This window comes from Labrenzia sp. THAF191a (assembly GCF_009363335.1).
Lineage (GTDB): Bacteria > Pseudomonadota > Alphaproteobacteria > Rhizobiales > Stappiaceae > Roseibium > Roseibium algicola.
In genome coordinates this window covers 995,048-1,013,208 of record NZ_CP045333.1, presented here as the reverse complement: position 1 = coordinate 1,013,208, position 18,161 = coordinate 995,048, and the positions used below count along the sequence as shown (strand labels likewise).

The 18,161-nt window shown below is 58.1% G+C and carries 17 protein-coding genes; 7 read left to right on the top strand and 10 right to left on the bottom strand.

The features are described from left to right. Positions 1-32 precede the first annotated feature (32 nt). From FIV05_RS04700 to FIV05_RS04680, 5 genes are all read right to left on the bottom strand, one after another. Positions 33-926 carry an MBL fold metallo-hydrolase gene (locus FIV05_RS04700; protein WP_022999239.1) on the bottom strand — a complete coding sequence of 298 codons (894 nt, stop codon included), beginning with the start codon at positions 924-926 and terminating at the stop codon, positions 33-35. 36 nt (positions 927-962) lie between these two features. Next, a complete protein-coding gene (locus FIV05_RS04695; RefSeq protein ID WP_152508834.1) occupies positions 963-1,397 on the bottom strand; it encodes a DUF6691 family protein in 435 nt (144 codons plus the stop codon). Between the two features lie 4 nt (positions 1,398-1,401). Then, entirely contained in the window at positions 1,402-1,830 is a 429-nt protein-coding gene (locus FIV05_RS04690; protein WP_209009854.1) for a YeeE/YedE family protein, read from the bottom strand. 334 nt (positions 1,831-2,164) lie between these two features. Beyond that, complete coding sequence (locus FIV05_RS04685) at positions 2,165-4,240, bottom strand: bifunctional DedA family/phosphatase PAP2 family protein (RefSeq protein WP_152508833.1); 2,076 nt, start codon at positions 4,238-4,240, stop codon at positions 2,165-2,167. A gap of 37 nt (positions 4,241-4,277) precedes the next feature. Then, positions 4,278-4,463, bottom strand: coding sequence for a hypothetical protein (locus FIV05_RS04680; protein ID WP_152508832.1), 186 nt, complete (start codon positions 4,461-4,463; stop codon positions 4,278-4,280). Between FIV05_RS04680 and pap the strand changes: the two genes are divergently transcribed. Further along, positions 4,462-5,928, top strand: a complete 1,467-nt coding sequence (pap, locus tag FIV05_RS04675; RefSeq protein WP_075283379.1) for a polyphosphate:AMP phosphotransferase — start codon at positions 4,462-4,464, stop codon at positions 5,926-5,928. The genes FIV05_RS04680 and pap overlap by 2 nt on opposite strands. 77 nt (positions 5,929-6,005) lie before the next feature. Here the strand turns inward: pap and FIV05_RS04670 are convergent, their stop codons facing one another. Both FIV05_RS04670 and FIV05_RS04665 read right to left on the bottom strand, forming a co-directional pair. Then, a complete protein-coding gene (locus FIV05_RS04670; protein WP_152508831.1) occupies positions 6,006-6,596 on the bottom strand; it encodes a hypothetical protein in 591 nt (196 codons plus the stop codon). 114 nt (positions 6,597-6,710) lie between these two features. After that, complete coding sequence (locus FIV05_RS04665; protein WP_152508830.1) at positions 6,711-7,889, bottom strand: aminotransferase class V-fold PLP-dependent enzyme; 1,179 nt, start codon at positions 7,887-7,889, stop codon at positions 6,711-6,713. Between the two features lie 388 nt (positions 7,890-8,277). Between FIV05_RS04665 and FIV05_RS04660 the strand changes: the two genes are divergently transcribed. Further along, positions 8,278-9,366, top strand: a complete 1,089-nt coding sequence (locus tag FIV05_RS04660) for an N-formylglutamate amidohydrolase (protein WP_152508829.1) — start codon at positions 8,278-8,280, stop codon at positions 9,364-9,366. An 11-nt stretch (positions 9,367-9,377) separates the two neighbouring features. On the opposite strand, the gene FIV05_RS04655 is transcribed toward FIV05_RS04660, so the two are convergent. Both FIV05_RS04655 and FIV05_RS04650 read right to left on the bottom strand, forming a co-directional pair. Further along, the gene (locus FIV05_RS04655; protein ID WP_152508828.1) at positions 9,378-10,559 is read right to left on the bottom strand and encodes an FAD-binding oxidoreductase; all 1,182 of its coding nucleotides are present in this window, start codon (positions 10,557-10,559) and stop codon (positions 9,378-9,380) included. Positions 10,560-10,680: 121 nt separating this feature from the next. After that, entirely contained in the window at positions 10,681-11,898 is a 1,218-nt protein-coding gene (locus FIV05_RS04650; RefSeq protein ID WP_152508827.1) for an acyl-CoA dehydrogenase, read from the bottom strand. A gap of 157 nt (positions 11,899-12,055) precedes the next feature. On the opposite strand from FIV05_RS04650, the gene gcvA reads away from it, so the two are divergent. From gcvA to FIV05_RS04635, 3 genes are all read left to right on the top strand, one after another. After that, positions 12,056-12,979, top strand: coding sequence for a transcriptional regulator GcvA (gene gcvA, locus FIV05_RS04645; protein WP_022999230.1), 924 nt, complete (start codon positions 12,056-12,058; stop codon positions 12,977-12,979). A 267-nt stretch (positions 12,980-13,246) separates the two neighbouring features. After that, positions 13,247-14,155 (top strand): lipid kinase YegS, encoded by a 909-nt coding sequence (gene yegS / locus FIV05_RS04640; protein WP_152508826.1) that lies wholly within the window; start codon positions 13,247-13,249, stop codon positions 14,153-14,155. 97 nt (positions 14,156-14,252) lie between these two features. After that, entirely contained in the window at positions 14,253-14,987 is a 735-nt protein-coding gene (locus FIV05_RS04635) for a hypothetical protein (protein WP_152508825.1), read from the top strand. A 39-nt stretch (positions 14,988-15,026) separates the two neighbouring features. Here FIV05_RS04635 and FIV05_RS04630 read toward each other — a convergent pair whose 3' ends face one another. Continuing rightward, positions 15,027-15,770, bottom strand: coding sequence for a hypothetical protein (locus FIV05_RS04630; RefSeq protein WP_152508824.1), 744 nt, complete (start codon positions 15,768-15,770; stop codon positions 15,027-15,029). 396 nt (positions 15,771-16,166) lie between these two features. Here FIV05_RS04630 and gmd point away from each other — a divergent pair, with 396 nt between their 5' ends. Beyond that, entirely contained in the window at positions 16,167-17,207 is a 1,041-nt protein-coding gene (gene gmd, locus FIV05_RS04625) for a GDP-mannose 4,6-dehydratase (RefSeq protein WP_152508823.1), read from the top strand. A 29-nt stretch (positions 17,208-17,236) separates the two neighbouring features. Then, positions 17,237-18,160 (top strand): GDP-L-fucose synthase, encoded by a 924-nt coding sequence (locus FIV05_RS04620; protein ID WP_152508822.1) that lies wholly within the window; start codon positions 17,237-17,239, stop codon positions 18,158-18,160. Position 18,161 lies beyond the last annotated feature (1 nt).

The following is an 18,161-nucleotide window of genomic DNA, read 5'->3' as shown; positions in this document are numbered from 1 at the left end:
GTTCTGCTAGAGGGGCCGTTCATTGGCCTCGATCAGAGGCCGTTGACCGGCACTTTCAGGAAGGTCTTGCCGCTTTCATCCGCGGGCGGCAGCTTGCCGGCGCGCATGTTCACCTGCAGCGAGGGGATGATCAGCTTCGGCATGTCGAGCTGGGCATCGCGTTCCGTGCGGAACTTGACGAATTCTTCTTTCGTCTTGCCGCCGCCGACGTGGATGTTGTGTTCCTTCTCGGCACCCACCGTGGTCTCCCACTGGATGTCGCGGCCGTTCGGGCCATAGTCGTGGCACATGAACAGGCGCATGTCGTCCGGCAGGGCCAGCACCTTCTGGATGCTGTCGTAAAGTGTTGCCGCATCACCGCCCGGGAAATCGGCCCGAGCCGAGCCGCCATCGGGCATGAACAGCGTATCACCGACAAAGGCGGCATCGCCCATCACATGCACCATGCATGCCGGAGTGTGGCCGGGCGTATACATGGCAAAGGCGGTCAGCTCGCCGATCTGATAGACGTCTCCGTCACGGAACAGGCGGTCGAACTGGCTGCCGTCGCGCTGGAACTCCGTGCCTTCGTTGAACACCTTGCCGAAGGTCTCCTGGACGACGGTGATCTTGTCGCCGATGCCCAGCTTGCCGCCCAGTTTCTGCTGGATATACGGCGCTGCCGACAGGTGATCGGCATGAACATGTGTCTCGATCAGCCATTCCAGCTTGAGATCCTTCTCGCGGATATAGGCGATGATCTGATCGGCATGGTCATAGGTGATGCGGCCGGCGGCGTAGTCGATATCCATCACGCTGTCGACAACGGCACAGGCGTTGGAAGCCGGGTCCTTGACCACGTAGCTGATCGTGTTGGTGGCCGGATCGAAAAAGGGTGTGACGTCAGGTTTGACACCCATGTCGACCGGATAGTTTGAGTTGCTCATAACAGTCTCCCGTTTGTTTTTGCCGGCCGAGCCGGGTCAGGCTTTTGCGGGTTGCTGGCGATGGCCGAGGGCGATCATCCATCTTGCGGTCAAGATGCCGGCAACGATAGCACCGGCGGTCAGCAGAGGCTCCATGCCCAGGCCCAGCACCGGAACAAGACCACCCGGACAGAAACCGCTCAGGCCCCAGCCGATGCCGAAAACCGCGGAGCCGCCGATCAGTTTGGCGTCGAGATCGGTTTTCGAAGGCAGGTTGAAGCCCTGTGCCAACAGCGGCGTGTTCATCCGGAAGACCAGACGATAGCCGATGGCCGTGACAAGCAGCGCACCGCCCATCACGAAGGCAAGGCTCGGGTCCCAGGTGCCGGCCACATCGAAGAAGTTCAGGACCTTGGCGGGGTCGCCCATGCCCGAGATCAGGATGCCGCAGCCGAAGAGGAGGCCAATGGCAAAAGCGGAAAGAAGTTTCATGCCGTTATCCTCCAAAGACGTGGCGGGTCAGGTAGACGGTCACACCCGCGGTTGCCATGAACGTGACGGTTGCCACGATGGACCGTGCCGACAGGCGCGAGATGCCGCAGACACCATGGCCGCTCGTGCAGCCGGAGCCATAGGTCGTGCCGATACCGGTCAGAAAACCGCCGGCCACCAGCAGCAGCGGGGAGGACGGCACGGTGATTTCCGGCAGTTGCCCGGTTAGGCCAAGCATGATCAGCGGGCTGGCGACCATGCCGGCCAGAAAGGCGGCGCGCCAGGCCCAGTCCTGGTTGAACTGCGTTGTCAGAAAGCCGCTGGCAATGCCGTTGATGCCGGCAATGCGCCCGAGCACAGCCATCAGGGCAACCGTGGCAACGCCGATCAGCGTTCCACCCAGGAAACTCATAAGGGGTGTAAAGTCAGTCATGATGTGCCCTTGATACTTTTTTCGTATATTCAAATATATGAATATACGAAAAAAGTATCAAGGGGTAATTTTCGATCGGGCTTCCGGGAATGGGGATCTGACACGCGAAAAACAAACTCCGCCACCGGTGCCTAACCCACTGAAATAACGACATCGTGCAGCGTGAAGTGAAGCCTGGATCCGAAGAGGTTCTGCAAGAGAATGGTGGCCCAATAGGACATTTTTGGGACCGCGTTGTGTGAAGGCTCAACAGATCAACCGTCTCTAAACCAGCGCAAGGGGCTGGTCCGGAAAGTGTTGCAGGCACCAGATCCGAACCGCTGCGATGGCGAGATTACTGAGCCTGCGGTGCAGCCTCGGGCGTATCTTTTGCAGGAACCCCGGACGCAGCCGGAGGTACCGGACCAAAGCTGAAGCCGAGCACGACTTCGGTACCGTCCGCTCGTTTTCGCGTTATCGCGCCAGGCAGCAGATGGGCCGGATTGTCGGTCGGGTCCGGAGTTTCGATATCCGTTTTTGGACCGGAGAACTCGCCCATCGGTCGCAGGATATCTTCATGTACCACGCTGCCGAGGTACAGCGGATGCAGGCTGCCCGCTTGCAGGATGGCATAGCGGCTCGGCCAGAGCCGCAGCACCCAGCGTCCGCTTTTGTCTGCGTCGGCGGAATGATCCTTGCGGATGAGAACGAGTGATGGTTGGCGCCCGTTCTGGCTTCGGGGCAGGATCGGCAGGGAATCCGGCGGTGTCTTGCCTTCCACGAACCCGCCTGCGCTCGAGAGTGACCATTTCGGCGGTTTCTGCCAGCCATCGGCTTCGGCAGCCTGGGCAAAGCGGTCCAGGGACCCGGTGTACTGGATCACCAGCGGTTCCTCGGTATCGCCATTCAGTTCGATCCGATGGGCAGGCAATGCCCGCCACCCGCCTGCCAGCCAGCCCGTTGCTGTCAGCGCTTCGGTGTTGGTGCGCGGCTCATAGATCTGAAGTGCCTTGTCATAGGTGCCTGAAAGGTGCCAGGCGCCGAAGATGCCGAGTGTAGCGACGACGATGACGGCAAGTGTCGTCCGGCCGATCTTCTCGTTGTGGATCGGGCCGAAAACGAAGGCGAAGGCGGAGACCATACCAATGCCGAACAACAGTCCGGCCAGGACGTCCGACATCCAGTGAGCGCCAAGGTAGACGCGCGAAAAGCCGATGGTGATGACCAGTGTCGCGGTGATGGTGAAAATGCTGGCCTTGGCCCAACGGCTGAGATCGTGGGCGATCAACACCGCGCAAATGCCGTAGAGCACCGCGTTCAGCGTCGCATGGCCACTGGGAAAACTGTAGGCGTCGGCACCCGCATAAAGCTCGATCGGCCGCGAGCGATGCAGCATCAGCTTGAACAGGGGCACGAACATGGCGGTGCCGGCCATCGCGATGACGAAGCCGATGCCGCGCCGCCAGGCTTTCCTCAGGAACAGATAGGCGGCAACCGCAACGGTGACGGCGGTAACGACGATCCCGTCGCCGAGCGATGTCACGAACACCATGATCCGGTCGCCGACCGGCGTGCGCAGGCTGTCGAACAGGTTCAGGATGGCAAGGTCGGCCCGCACCATCGGTTCGCCGGGGGCGATTTCTCCAACGATCCAGAAGAAGGCCGGCAAGGAAATCAGCAGGATCAGCGCCGAGGCCAGCATGCCTGCCGAGCGTGGATGCGCGGGGTCGAAATTGCGCGCGATCCATTGGGATACCCGGTCTTGACGCTTGGCGAAGCGTTTGACGATGGCCGCATGGGTGTTGGGAAACAGCGGCAGGACAATCAGGATCAGCCAGCGGCCGAGCATCACCGCCAGAAAGACGATGACCAGGAGAGCGCCGAGCACCAGGGCCAGTCGTCCGCTGATCTGGCCGATGGCATCAAGCGCGGAACCTGCAATGATACCGGGGGCGATATGCACGATCGTCCAGGCAAAGGCTGAGGTGACGTTGACCACCGAAAAGCGGGTGAAATTCATGCCGGCCATGCCGGCGATGCCTGGAACCACCGATTTTACACCAGGCACAAAGCGGCCGATAAAGACGCTCTTGCCGCCGTGTTTCTTGAAGAAATTCTCGCCGCTTTCCACAATGTCCGCATATTTGTTCAGCGGCCACATGGTCTTGATCTTGTCCTTGAAGGTGTAGCCGATCCAGTAGGAGATCGCATCACCTGCGGTCGCTCCCAGGGTCGTCCAGATGAACAGCGGCACGGGATCCAGCTTGCCGAGCCCGACGAGCGTTCCGGCGCCCACCAGCACCACCGTCGTCGGCACGAAAAGGCCGATCAGGAACAGCGCTTCGCCCATGGCGGCCAGAAAACAGATCAGACCTGCCAGGGACGGGTTTTCCGCGATGAAGGTCAGAACAGGATCAAGAAATTCGGTCACGGGGTCGGTCGTGTTGGTCGAGAAAAGTGAAAAACTGTCAAATGCCGGGTGCCTTCAAAGACGTGAAGGAAACGGTTACCGCTTCATATAGTTGCGCCTTCTTCCATCCGATAGCGAAAAATTGGAATCTCCTGCCATTCGGGAACATTGAAGCAAGAGATGGTTTTTTAAGTGCGGCTGTTTCAAGATGCAGCCAGTGCGTCTTTTCTTTTGAGGTCTTCATGTTTGAATCCGCCCGCCTGCCGCAGAACATGGACAAGAAAACCTTCAAGAAACTGGAGCCGCAGTTGCGCGAGGCGCTGCTGGCAGCCCAGCTGCCCGTTGTCGAGAAACAGCCGTTCTCGACGATGATCCTGGTTGATGGCCTGGATGGCGCGGGCAAGGGCGAAGCGGTTGCCCGGCTCTACGGCTGGATGGATGCGCGCCATCTTGTCTGCAACGCCTATGGCGAATTGATGGACGAAGCCCGGCTGCGCCCGCCGCTGTGGCGCTACTGGCGCGATCTGCCGCCCAAGGGCGAGACGGCCATCGTGTTCGGGAGCTGGTATCAGACCGTTCTGCGGGACTGGATCTACAAGAAGATCGACGAGGACGCCTTCGACAAGGCCCTGACCCGGATCCGCCGGTTTGAGGAAATGCTCGCCAACGAGGATGTGCTTATCCTGAAATTCTGGTTCTACCTGCCCAAGAAGGAACAGGAAGAACGGCTGAAGCACATCGAGAAAAAACATGCCGCGCGCCATGTGCTGGCCGACTGGGCGGCGTTGAAGCACCACAAGAAGGCGAGCGAGGCCGGCGAAAAGATCATTCTGGAAACCAGCAAGGGCTACGCGCCCTGGTTTGTCATCCCCTCGCAGGATCCCGAGTACCGGGATGCCGCGCTGGCACAAACGGTTGCCAATGCCATGAAGCTGAAGCTGGAGGACGGTGAACCGCATTCGATTGCCGCACCTCCCGTGGTCGGCGGCCTGAAGCGCGAGACGGCGGTCGACACCATCGACCTGACGGAAAAGCTGGAGAAGTCGGAATACGAAGAGCTTCGTGACAAGTACCAGAAGCAACTGTCCGATCTGTCGGACATGAAGTCCCTGTCCAAGACGGGCGTTGTTCTGGTGTTTCAGGGCAATGATGCCGCCGGCAAGGGTGGTGCGATCCGCAGGGTGATCCGTCCGCTCGATCCGCGCATCTACAAGGTTCACCCGATCTCGGCACCGACCGACGAGGAAAAGGCCCGCCCTTACCTGTGGCGCTTCTGGCGGCGCGTGCCGGCCAAGGGACATTTCGCCATCTTCGACCGGTCCTGGTACGAACGCGTGCTGGTGGAGCGTGTCGAAGGATATGCCGGACACGACGACTGGCTGCGCGCCTACAACGAAATCAACGAGTTCGAGCAGGAACTCACGGACTTTGGCTACATTGTCTGCAAGTTCTGGCTCGCTATTTCAGAGGACGAGCAGCTGCGCAGGTTCAAGGCGCGCGAGGACACGGCCTACAAGCAGCACAAGATCACGGATGACGACTGGCGCAATCGCCTGAAATGGGACCAATACGCCATCGCCGCCGGCGACATGATCGATCGCACATCAACTCACTACGCCCCCTGGACGCTGGTCTCCTCCGAGGACAAGCGCCATGCCCGGATCAAGGTTCTGAAAACGATCTGCGACCGGCTGGAGGAAAAGCTTTGAGAAGGTGGATAGGCAGCGAATTTGATCTGGTTGAATTAACTTCAAGTGACGATGCTACAGCAACCTTCTCGCGAAAACTAACTGCAAATACCTGTCGGGTATTCTGAAAAAACGTAGTCTTTCATCGAATTGTAGCGGATGAATACGTCTTGTTCGCTAAAGGGGTACACTCGGCGTTCGTATACCTTGTCACCAGTTGCTTCAATTACTCCAGAAACACAAATAGTATACTCTGATGCAGGATACTCACTGTAGGTAGTAAGACTAGTCGTCAGTGTTTCTTTGGGAGGAAGTATCGTCTTAAGTTCTTTGACTTCTCGTTCCCCTTGAAAAAATCTGAAAGTTACCTCTCTCACACTGAAATTCGTAGGGTTTTCGTATGTAACGTCAAAGCCGCCGAAACTATTAGTATTCAAAATTTTTAAATTCAGCCAATAGGGAATATTTTGTGCTGTTGCTTTTGTATTTTCTTCTATCGATTTAGTATTTTTCTCTATTTTATTTGTGTTTTCTGATATTTCGGAGTTGGAGTTTTGAAGTTTTTCCAAAAAATCAATTGCTGCACCTGGCTGTAAAAGAGCGTAAACTGCAGCAATTCCACCCAAAATACCGAAGAGTTGAGAGCCTCGTTCAAGGATAATTTTGGCGAATTTAATAATATTCAACATTCTCTCCATTGGTAGAGTAAATTTTTTATTCTAAATGCACTTATTGTTTTGTAGTCTGAGAGGTGATTTAAAGAAAAGTTGCTTCAATATTAAAGCCGTTATTTCTCCAAAGCTTTACAAGGCTCCTGCCAGGTAATCCATCGCCGCCTGCACTCCGCCCCGCCCATGGGGAATGCCCAGTTTCTGGAAGCCGAGTTCAATGGCTGACAACGTGCCGAGCAGCATGACGGCGTTGACGTGGCCCATGTGGGCAATGCGGATGCCCTTGCCGGACAATTCGCCGATCGTTCCACCGATGGTGACGCCGCAGACTTCCTTGGTGAAGCTTCTGAGCGCCGCCACGTCGCCTTCATTGAACCGCACAACGGTGACGGAGTTCGAGCGGGCATGCGTGTCGGTGATGTTGAAGTCGATCGCGCCCTTTTCCGCCCAGACCGCAACGGCCTGCCGGGTTGCCTCACCCAGAAGGGCATGCCTGTGCCAGGTCTTCTCCAGCCCTTCCTCGAAAATGAGATCGAGGGCCTTGTGAAAGGCGAACAGAAGGTGCTCGGGCGGGGTTCCGCAGTATTTCTGGTAGTGCTCCGGTCCTTGCCGGAAAGTCCAGTCGGTGTAGTTGGTCCGCAGCTCCGCCGTTTCATGTGCCTTGTCGGCTTTCGGGCCGGCGGCAACAAAAGAGAGGCCCGGCGGACACATCAGGCCCTTCTGCGATCCCGTCAGCGCCACATCGACACCCCAGGCGTCCATCTCGAACGGCATGCAGCCTAGCGAGGCAATGGTGTCGACCATGAACAGGGCAGGGTGTGAAGCTGCGTCGATTGCCTTGCGCAAGGCGGCAATATCATTCCAGACCCCGGAGGCCGTATCGACCTGAACCACCAGGATGGCCTGGATCTCGTGGGCGGTATCCTGTTTCAGCCGTTCCTGCAGGCGGGCAGGGTCGACACCCTTGTCCCAGGCGCCGGGCAGAACCTCGATATCGAGGTCCAGCACGTTGGCAGCTTCTCCCCAGCCAAGCGCAAAGCGGCCGGACTCCAGCACGAGCACCTTGTCGCCACGCTTCAGCGTGTTGCACAGGGCGGCATCCCAGGCTCCATGACCGTTGGCTGCGTAGATGTAGGTCTTGCCTTCGGTCCGGAACAGACGCTGCAAACCGTGCAGGCAGAACCCGGTCGTTTCCAGCAAGGGGCCTTCGTAAATGTCCACCGCCGGCCGGTGCATGGCCCGCAGGACTTCCTCCGGCACATTGGTCGGTCCTGGAATCATCAGAAATTCTTTGCCATTGCGAAGCGTCATGGCGGGGTCCTCGTTTGAAGGCAGTTCCTGAACGGAAGGGGATGGGACGGCCTTGGCCGCCGAAAGATGTGTTGATGTGAAAATTGCCCGCCTGCAGGCATCCGTCAAGATGCCGGTTGGGCAGCCCGCTGGATTAAAATGCGCAACACGACGGTTTGTGCGACCGCGAAATAGTGTGGGAAAGAGAGCTTCAGACCGGAAACGGCTTTCACCCAGAAGCGGTGCAGGCAATAAGGGTTGGCAAGCTGCTGGAAACAATGATCTATTCGACCGGGCCTTGTTGCGGGTGCGATTACGTGTCTTCTGGTTGTAAAGAAAATGTCTTGTTTCCGTTAAGTAAATTCTCCAAGTTAGAGACCGTTTGGTCTCGTCGTTTAGGCGTTGCAGCATGATCCTGGTTGAAGAAGGACAAAGCCCGCTGGTTGTCTGCCTGCCCCATTCGGGCACGGAGATCCCGAACGCTGTCGAAAAAAGGCTGAACGCTACGGGCCGTCTTCAGGCCGATCTTGCCTGGCGCCTGGAACGTGTGTTCGACTTTCACGGAGAGTTGAGCGCGACAGTGCTGCGCTCCACCATTTCCCGCTACGTTGTCGATCTGGACCGCGATCCCAAGACACCTGTCAGCGCTGCGCAGGATCCAACGCGCGCCTTGTGTCCCGCCACCACGCTGGATGGCAAACGCATTTATCAGGAAGGCGAAGAGCCTGGCCCGACCGAGATCGAACAACGCACGCTGCTTTTCTATACACCCTTCCACAAGGCCCTGCGCCGCCAGATCGACCGGCTTTTGCGCAGTCATCGCAAGGTGATCGTGCTCGATTGCCAGTCCATGCGCTCGAACATCAAGGGCGTGACCGAAAATGGACTGCCGCTGGTCAGTATCGGCACAGCGGATGGAACGTCATGTGATCCGGACCTGCGCAATGTGCTGGTCGGCTCGTTCAAGGGGCGGGAAGGGTATACGGTCAGCGTCGACGAACAGACCCGGGGTGGTTTCATCACCCATACGTTCGGTCGACCGGACCGCGGCCTGCATGCGATGACGTTGCTGCTGGCACAACGCTCTTACCTGCGCCATGAATCACCGCCTTTCGAGCCGGACAAGGTGCGAATGGCCCGTCTGACGGCTGTCCTGCAGGATGCAATGACCCGGCTGGTGGACTGGACGTCGGTGGGCGGTGCTTCATCTGGCCAGAACCAGATTGAGAGCCAGCCCTTACCGGTGGAAGAGCCACTGGTGGAGACGGCGGACGCTGAAGACAGCGGCAGCAACGCTGGTCCGGTCACCGACAATGCCGAAGCGTTGACGGAAGGCGCGGCAGAAATTCCGGACGATATTTCGGCGGAAACGCCTGACGCGGCACCGGAAAAGGCGGAGATCAGCCCCGCCAATCCATTGACCCTGCCCAAGGTATCCAGCGCCCAGACGAGCAAGGTCGAGGACGGACCTGTCACGCCCTTGCTGGTGGCCGAGTAAGCTTCAGACGGTCAGACCACGTTCTTTTCGATAATCGGTGTTCCGGCAGCCAGCCGGTCGAACGCCAGCGGAGAGAGATCCAGTGTCTGATAGCCGCCTGTCACGACCAGTTCCGCAAGGCCGCGCCCAACCGCGGGTGACTGCTGCAGACCATGTCCTGAAAACCCGAGTGCCAGATAGAACCCGTCCAGCCCCTGCACTGCGCCGACAAAGGCGTTGTGGTCGAAGAGGTTCATGTCATAGCAGCCGGCCCAGGCGGCTCCCGGTCGGATTGCCTCGAAAGCGGGAACGCGCGTTGCCAGTGTCGGCCAGATATGTTCTTCGAAAAGGCCATAATCGACGTCGAAATCGTGGCAGTCCGGATCGCGATCTTCAGGCGGCGCCGAACCGCAGATATAGCCGGTACCTTCCGGACGCGCATAGGTGCCGTTCGGATCGATCAGCAGCGGAAAACGCTCCAGCTTGTCCTTGCATTCGAAGGTAAAGACGCAGCGCTTTTTGGAAACGATCGGCACGTCCATTCCGGCCTGACGGCAAAGCTCGGCTCCGCCGGATGCACCGGCGCAGTTGACGACGACAGATGTCGAAAGTCTCTCGCCCGTCGATAGCTCAACGCTCCAGCCTCCATTGCCGTCGGATGCCACCCTGGCCTTTGCGGCAATGTAGTCAACATCCAGCGACCGGGCCTTCTTGCGGAAGGCCTGCATCAGGCCATAGCCGTCGAACCAGCCTTCGCCTGTGACGCCATGGCAGCCTGCGGCAAGGTCGGAAACCTCCAGCCAGGGGAACTTCGCCTTGAGACCGTCCGGGTCAAGAAAGGCGATATCCGCGCCAAGCTGCTGCTGCAGGCGGTGATTTTCCTGAAGGATATTGAGCTTGTCGGGCGTCGCCAGAAAAAGGTAGCCACCCTCGTGAAGGTCGATAGCGGGCCTGTCGCCGTTCACGTTGAGCGCTGCTCCGATCTCCCGCAGAAAGCGGATGCCGTAAAGCGAAATCTCGATGTTGATGGCACTGGAGAACTGCTGGCGAATGGACGCTGCCGAACGCGCGGAAGCGCAGGTTTCATAGGCGGGATCCGCCTCGATAACGACGATGCGTCCGGAAAAATCGTCGCGCATGGCCAAGTGGCAGGCGACGGACGAGCCCATGACGGCTCCCCCTACGATGACGACATCCGCAGTCTGGTCCGCCATGGAGCCTCCTCAAGCGCTGTCAGGAAAAACAACGGGCCTGCTGACGCAAACCCTTTTCAAGAGAACCGAACGAGAGACGGGCGGCTTGGCCGCCCGCGTCAAATGTCATGACTTCAGGGTCTTAGAAGAACGCCTGCAGGCCGGTCTGTGCACGGCCGAGGATCAGCGCATGAATGTCATGCGTGCCTTCGTAGGTGTTGACCGTTTCCAGGTTCTGGGCATGGCGCATGATGTGGTATTCTTCCTGGATGCCGTTGCCGCCGTGCATGTCACGAGACTGGCGGGCGATATCCAGGGCCTTGCCGCAGTTGTTGCGCTTGATCAGCGAGATCATTTCCGGCGCCACCTTGCCGGCGTCGAACAGCTGGCCGACACGCAGCGCTGCCTGCAGGCCGAGCGTGATTTCGGTCTGCATGTCCGCCAGCTTCTTCTGGAAGAGCTGGGTCTGTGCCAGCGGGCGGCCGAACTGTTCGCGGTCGAGGCCATATTGACGGGCGCGGGTCCAGCAGTCTTCTGCAGCGCCCATTGCGCCCCAGGCAATGCCGTAGCGTGCGCGGTTGAGGCAGCCGAACGGGCCTTTCAGGCCGGAAACATTCGGCAACAGGGCATCTTCACCCACTTCCACACCGTCCATGACGATTTCACCGGTGATGGAGGCGCGCAGGGAAAGCTTGCCGCCGACCTTCGGTGCGGTGAGGCCTTTCATGCCCTTGTCGAGCACGAAGCCGCGGATGGCACCGTCATGTGCTTCCGACTTCGCCCAGACGACGAAGACATCTGCGATCGGAGCGTTCGAGATCCACATCTTCGAGCCGGTCAGCTTGTAGCCGCCGTCGATCTTTTCCGCGCGGGTGCGCATGCCGGCCGGATCGGAGCCTGCATCGGGCTCGGTGAGGCCGAAGCAGCCGACAAATTCGCCGCTTGCCAGTTTGGGCAGGTATTTCTGGCGCTGTTCTTCCGAACCGTAGGCATAGATCGGGTACATGACCAGCGAGGACTGCACGCTCATCATGGAGCGATAGCCGCTGTCGACACGCTCGATCTCGCGGGCAACGACGCCGTAAGCGACATAGGATGCACCGGCGCAGCCGTAGTCTTCCGGCAGGGTAACGCCCAGAAGGCCGAGTTCACCCATCTCGATGAAGATGCCCCGGTCGGTCTTTTCCTCGCGGTAGGCTTCAATGACGCGCGGCAGCAGCTTTTCCTGGGCAAATGCGCGAGCCGTATCCTGGATCAGCTGTTCGTCTTCGTTCAGCTGTTCGCGCAGGTGAAACGGGTCCTGCCAGTCGAAGGAGCCGCCACCGGCCGGTGAGGACTTAACATTCGCGGGTGCGTTCATGGTCGTGTCTCCCAGGCCGTGATCCGGCCAATGATGTGCGGCCGTTTGACGGCCAGGGTCATTCTATTTCCTCTAGTCTTGCCTCAAATCCGTTTGCGTAAAAGCGAAACCTCGTCCATCATTCATGACGAAATGGAATGAAGTAGGGGAATTTGCCATGCGGCGCGCCTTCGTCCCGCCGGCAGACACGCTGATTGCGTTCGAATGTGCCGCCCGGCATCTGAGCTTTACCCGCGCCGCGGAGGAACTGCACCTGACACAGGGCGCAGTGTCCAAGCAGGTTCGCCAGCTGGAAGACAGGCTGGGCGTCGAGCTGTTCCGGCGGGTTCGCCAGCGCATTGTCCTGACCGACGCGGGCCGGATCTACCTTCACGACATCCGAGGGGCGCTGGAACAGATGACCGCGGCCACGCGGCAGGTGATGTCCTACGCCGGCAGTGCGGACGTCCTCAACCTTGCGGTTCTGCCAACCTTTGGCACCCGCTGGCTGGCACCGCGGATTGCCGATTTCGGGCGCCGGTATCCGGACGCTGGCCTCAATCTGAGTGTGCGCCTGCAGCCGTTCGATTTCGACGAGGAGCCGTTTGACGGCGCCATTCACCACGGCGACCCGGTCTGGGCGGGGGCGATCGCCGAGCGGCTGTTCGACGAGGAAGTCATCCCCGTTGCCTCACGCGTCTTTCGCGATCGGCACCAGATCCGCACACCCGCCGATCTTGCCCGCGTGCCGCGCCTGCAGCTTGCAACACGTCCGCTTGCCTGGCGGCAGTGGTTTGATCTTGCAGGCGTGGAAACAGATGCCGCCTTCCAAGGCGCGCGTTTCGAACAGTTCGTCATGATCTCCGAGGCTGCGATCCACCACGCCGGAGCCGCGCTGATCCCACGTTTTTTCGTCGAGGCGGAACTGGCCTCAGGACGTCTCGTCCGGCTTTTCGACCTCTCCCTGTCACAGCAGACAGCGTATTATTTCGTCTATCCGGAGGGGCGGACGATGCGGCCGGTGGTGTCTGCCTTTAGAAAATGGCTGATGGAGGAAGCCCGCACCGCACGGACGCGCCGGGAAACCATGCTGCCGGGCTGAAACAGGCATCAAGACAGTGCGTCCCGCACGACGGTTCCCCTGGACCCGACTTTTTAGTGATCGGTAGAAATTGAAACCGGCGGGCACATGGCCCACTTTTCAGCGGAACGATTGCACCTTACCGGCGTTTTGCTCACAGGCACCATTCGGAGAGACCCGTCCCGCTTTCAAACTGCCGTATTCCCGCCCCGGGTTATGATCTGCTGCCAAGCCTGATGGCATTTTTCCCTGCTCGTGTAAGAAAGAAGCAGGGACAAGGAGACGTAATTGGAAAAGCATCATCTGCGCCTGATCCTCAATGGCAAGTCCGCCGGCCGCGACGATGTCCGCAGTGCGGTGGAGGCCGTTCGGTCCATGGGCCACAATGTCTCCGTTCGCGTGACCTATGAGGCCGGCGATGTCGAGAGACTGGTTCGCGATGCCCTGCGCGATCACGAGAACGAGCGGATCGACACGCTTGTCAGCGGCGGAGGTGATGGCACCTTGAACGAGGTTCTGGATGCGGCCCTGCATGATTTGCCCGAAGGGGAAAAGCCTCCTTTTTCATTTGCGGTTCTGCCTCTTGGGACGGCGAATGATTTTGCCAATCACATTGGCCTTGACCCGGCGGACATCACCTCCTGCCTGCGGTTTGCCGTGCGCGCATCCGCCAAACCGACCGACATTGGCGAGGTCAACGGCTGTGTGTTCGTCAACATGGCAACTGGCGGCTTCGGTTCACAGGTGACATCACAGACCGACCCGAACCTGAAGCGCGTTCTTGGCGGGGCTGCCTATCTCTTCACAGGTCTGCAGCGGTTTTCGGAACTTTCGGCCTGTGAAGCACGTATCGAGGCGGATGATTTCTCCTGGGAGGGCTCGTTCCTGGCCCTCGCCGTGGGCAATGGCCGCCGCGCTGGTGGCGGCATTCGGCTGTGCCCCGATGCCAGGCTCGATGACGGTTTCCTCGATCTCACCATCGTTCCCTTCCCGCAGTCGGGCAAGGTCATCGACCTTTTGTCGGTGCTGCTGGACAGCGGCGTTGACGATATCAACGGCGGCCCGATCCAGCGCAAGGTGCGCAAGCTGAAAATCGAGACCCAGCAGCCCGTGCAGTTCAATCTGGACGGCGAGCCGATGAATGGACAGTCCTGGCAGATTGGGATAAGGCACCACCAGATCGACCTCAGGCGCTGACGGTCGCCGCGCCCGGCAGCAGGCTGAAACGACGTCTGTCCGTCAGCCGAGCAAGGTGCGGGAAGGCGCAGGGCACCGCTTTCAAGAGACGGACAGCATGGACGAATACCAGCTCAAGAATTTCCTCAAGTTCGCGCCTGCCAGGCTGGGGCTGGTGCCGAAGAAACACCTGCTCGTCCACATTCCCAAGAACGGCGGCATGTCGGTGCGCCATGCCAAGGCGCTGGAAGGCAATCTGGTTCTCGCCAATCGGCGCCGCCTGAAAAGCAAGGCTTATGCAAACGCGCTGATGACCTTCATGAAGGATCGTGGGCTTCATCCGGGCTACGAACATGCCCGACTGCGGGATATCGACCTTTCGGTGCGTGCTGGCACGGTGCCTTTTGCGGTGGTTCGCAATCCCTGGGCACGGACATTTTCCAGATTCAAGTTCTACCTGCAGACAAGCGGATCCCACGAGGCGGAATTCGATCTGACAGTGAGGGGGTTCGAGGAATTTCTGGAGACGCGCCACGAGTGGGGCAAGGTTGATTTCTTCTGGCACCGCGCCTCGCTCGGCTGGTACCCGCAAAGCGACTATGTGATCGACGAGAGGGGGCAGGTGGCGGTCAATATCCTGCGTCAGGAAAAACTGGGCCCGGAACTGGCAAGATACCTCGGGGCAGATGACACGCTCGAACAGCGCAATATCTCCCGTAATGCCCGTGCCGATCAGGGAGAATTCTACACCGAAAGGAATATCGGGATCGTCGCCGACTGGTACAAAACCGAAATCGAGCTGTTCGGCTTCGATTTCGATACGCCGGCAACACGGAACGTCTTTTTCAGCTGACCTCAGTGCGAGAGTATTTTGTGGGCTTGAAGATGCGCGTTACTCTGTCCGGCTCCAGACGCTGTTTCCATCGATAACTTCCTTGGTTATCCCAAGTGCGTCTCGGTGTTCCCGGCCGATGTCGACAGCCACATATTCCCGCCGCGCGCCAATGAACCTGTTCCTGAATTGAGCGGTAAAGGCATTCAGGTCTGGGTTCATGTAGTTCAGCTGTTTTTCCGGATCGAGTGTCTCATCCATCAGTTCGGCACATCTTGCGGCGAAATCGCTGCGCAGGAAGGAGGGGCTGGTTCCGAATATCGGCCGCTTCTTGTTGAGACCCTTGCCAAGATCCATTCCGAGGAATGTCCTGCGGCCGGGTTCATAATGATAGAAGGACCGGTAGCCCCAGTTCTTTTCCCGCGTCATCAGGCTGATCTGGCGAACGTTGCGTGTCATTGCCTTACTGACTTCTTCGGGGCCAACCTCCCGGTTCAGCACCCAGTCGTCTTCCAGGTGGAAGCACCAGTCCGCAGCCGGCTGTCGCCAGAGCCAGCGGATCGCCCTGGTGAAATGGGGCGTTTCCGGCTTATTGACGACGACATTGGCGAAATGCTGTTTGCAGATCTCCTTGCAGGCCTCAACCTCCACCGGTCCGCCTTCAAAGGGATCGATGTTGACGTAAAGCGTGCCGATCTCGAAATGCCTGAACAATCGCTGTGAAAAGCTTGCAAGAGTTTTCTCCAACAGAGCAGGCCTTGCCCCCGAAACGAGGAGTACGTCGATTTTCACTGCGTCTGTCATCAAACCTGTCTGCAAATGAAGCCGGAAGTGACCACCGATAATCCACCCGTGCTTGAAATCGCCTGAATGCACCTGGCGGTTCGTTGCCGCCGCGGTTATGCCAAGCCATCAGCCTGAACGCCAGCAATCTTTGATCTGCGCGCCGCTATATCATTATGACTTTTGCTGTTGCCAGTACATGTTCAAAGCACTCGGAGGTCAGGGTTCTCTTTCTTTTGATTTTGGAACCGACTATAACGCCGGAATCTTCGGTGCGAATTGAGGTGCCGGTCGGACGCCAGCGAATGACCCACCGGTTGCCAACACTGCCAATCACTTGCGCCGCAAAAATGAAACTCCGTCCGCATTGCTTCTTGAAGAAGCTCTAACGGAACTGGATTGAGACAAAAGAGTCCGATGCAAAAAACAGCTCTCATCACCGGGATTACTGGCCAGGACGGCGCCTATCTCGCAGAACTGCTGCTCGAGAAAGGCTATACGGTTCACGGCATCAAGAGACGGTCGTCGTCGTTCAACACAGGACGGATCGATCATCTCTATCAGGACCCGCACGACCGTGATGTGAAGCTGCATCTGCACTATGGCGACATGACGGATTCTACCAACCTCATCCGCATCATGCAGGAAACGCAGCCGGACGAGGTCTATAACCTCGCCGCGCAGAGCCACGTTCAGGTATCCTTTGAAACACCGGAATATACGGGAAACGCGGATGCCCTCGGTACCCTGCGCCTGCTTGAGGCCATCCGGCTTCTCGGGTTGAGCGAGAAAACGCGCTTCTACCAGGCATCCACGTCTGAGCTCTACGGCAAGGTACAGGAAGTTCCGCAGTCGGAGACCACTCCCTTTTATCCAAGAAGCCCCTATGCCGCGGCAAAGCTTTACGCCTATTGGATCGTCGTCAACTACCGCGAAGCCTACGGCATGCACGCCAGCAACGGCATTCTCTTCAACCACGAAAGCCCGATCCGCGGCGAAACCTTCGTGACCCGCAAGATCACCCGCGCTGCCGCCGCGATCAAACTGGGCCTACAGGACAAGCTCTACCTCGGCAACCTGGACGCCGAACGCGACTGGGGACACGCCAAAGACTATGTTCGTGGCATGTGGCTGATGCTGCAGCAGGACAAGGCGGATGATTATGTTCTGGCGACGGGCAAGACTACCTCGGTGCGTGATTTTGTTAATTGGTCATTCTCTGAAGTGGATATTGCGTTAGATTGGCAAGGTTCCGGGGTAGATGAAAAAGGGGTCGATGCGGCAACCGGAAAGGTTGTTGTTGAGATCGACCCTCGGTACTTCCGTCCGACCGAAGTCGATCTACTGCTTGGTGATGCCACGAAAGCATTCGAAAAACTGGGCTGGAAGCATGATCGAAGTGTTCGCGATCTCATTTCGGAAATGGTTACAAGCGATCTGCGGGAAATGAAGCCTTAGCCTTAAATGCTTCAGGGATTCGGATTATAATGCCAAGAGTTTTGCTGACCGGCGGTTCCGGTATGGTTGGGAAGAATTTGCTCGCACATGAGCGCCTCGACAACTTTGAATTTATTGCTCCCGACAGCTCGAAACTCAATCTTCTGAATTTCGACCAAACCGAAGCTTTTCTGAAGCGAGAGAAGCCGGACATCATTGTGCACGCCGCCGGCGTCGTTGGCGGGATTCAAGCCAATATCGCGAGCCCAGTCCGCTTTTTGACCGACAATTGGAATATGGGCAGCAACTTGGTTACGGCTGCTCGGTCTGCAGGGGTTCCTCAACTCCTGAATATCGGCAGTTCTTGTATGTATCCCAAGGATCAGGACGCGCCCCTCAAAGAATCTCAAGTTCTCAGCGCCTCATTGGAACCCACCAACGAGGGCTACGCTCTTGCCAAGTGTGCCGTTGCAAGGCTCTGCGAATACATCGTTCGTGAAACGCCAGAGTTTCAATATAAAACAATAATTCCATGCAACTTGTATGGACGCTTCGATAAATTTGATCCTGCTGTCTCCCATTTGGTTCCTGCTGTCATACGCAAAATTCATCAGGCAACACTTGCCAAAAACAAAACGGTTGAGATCTGGGGAACAGGAGAAGCGCGCAGAGAATTCATGTTTGCAGAGGACTTGGCGGACGCAATCGTTTTCTTCTTGGGGAAGTTTGAGAAGCTGCCAACGGTAGCAAATGTTGGTGTTGGAAAAGACTTCACCATTAATGAATACTACGAAATAGCATCTAATGTTATAGGCTATTCCGGCAAATTTACGCATGATCTGACCAAGCCGGTAGGCATGAAGCGAAAATTGCTAGATGTCAGCCTGCAGTCCGAAATGGGCTGGAAGCCCAGGACGAGCCTGAATGACGGTATTCGCCAGGCCTACGAATATTTCCTGTCCCTTGGAGAATGAA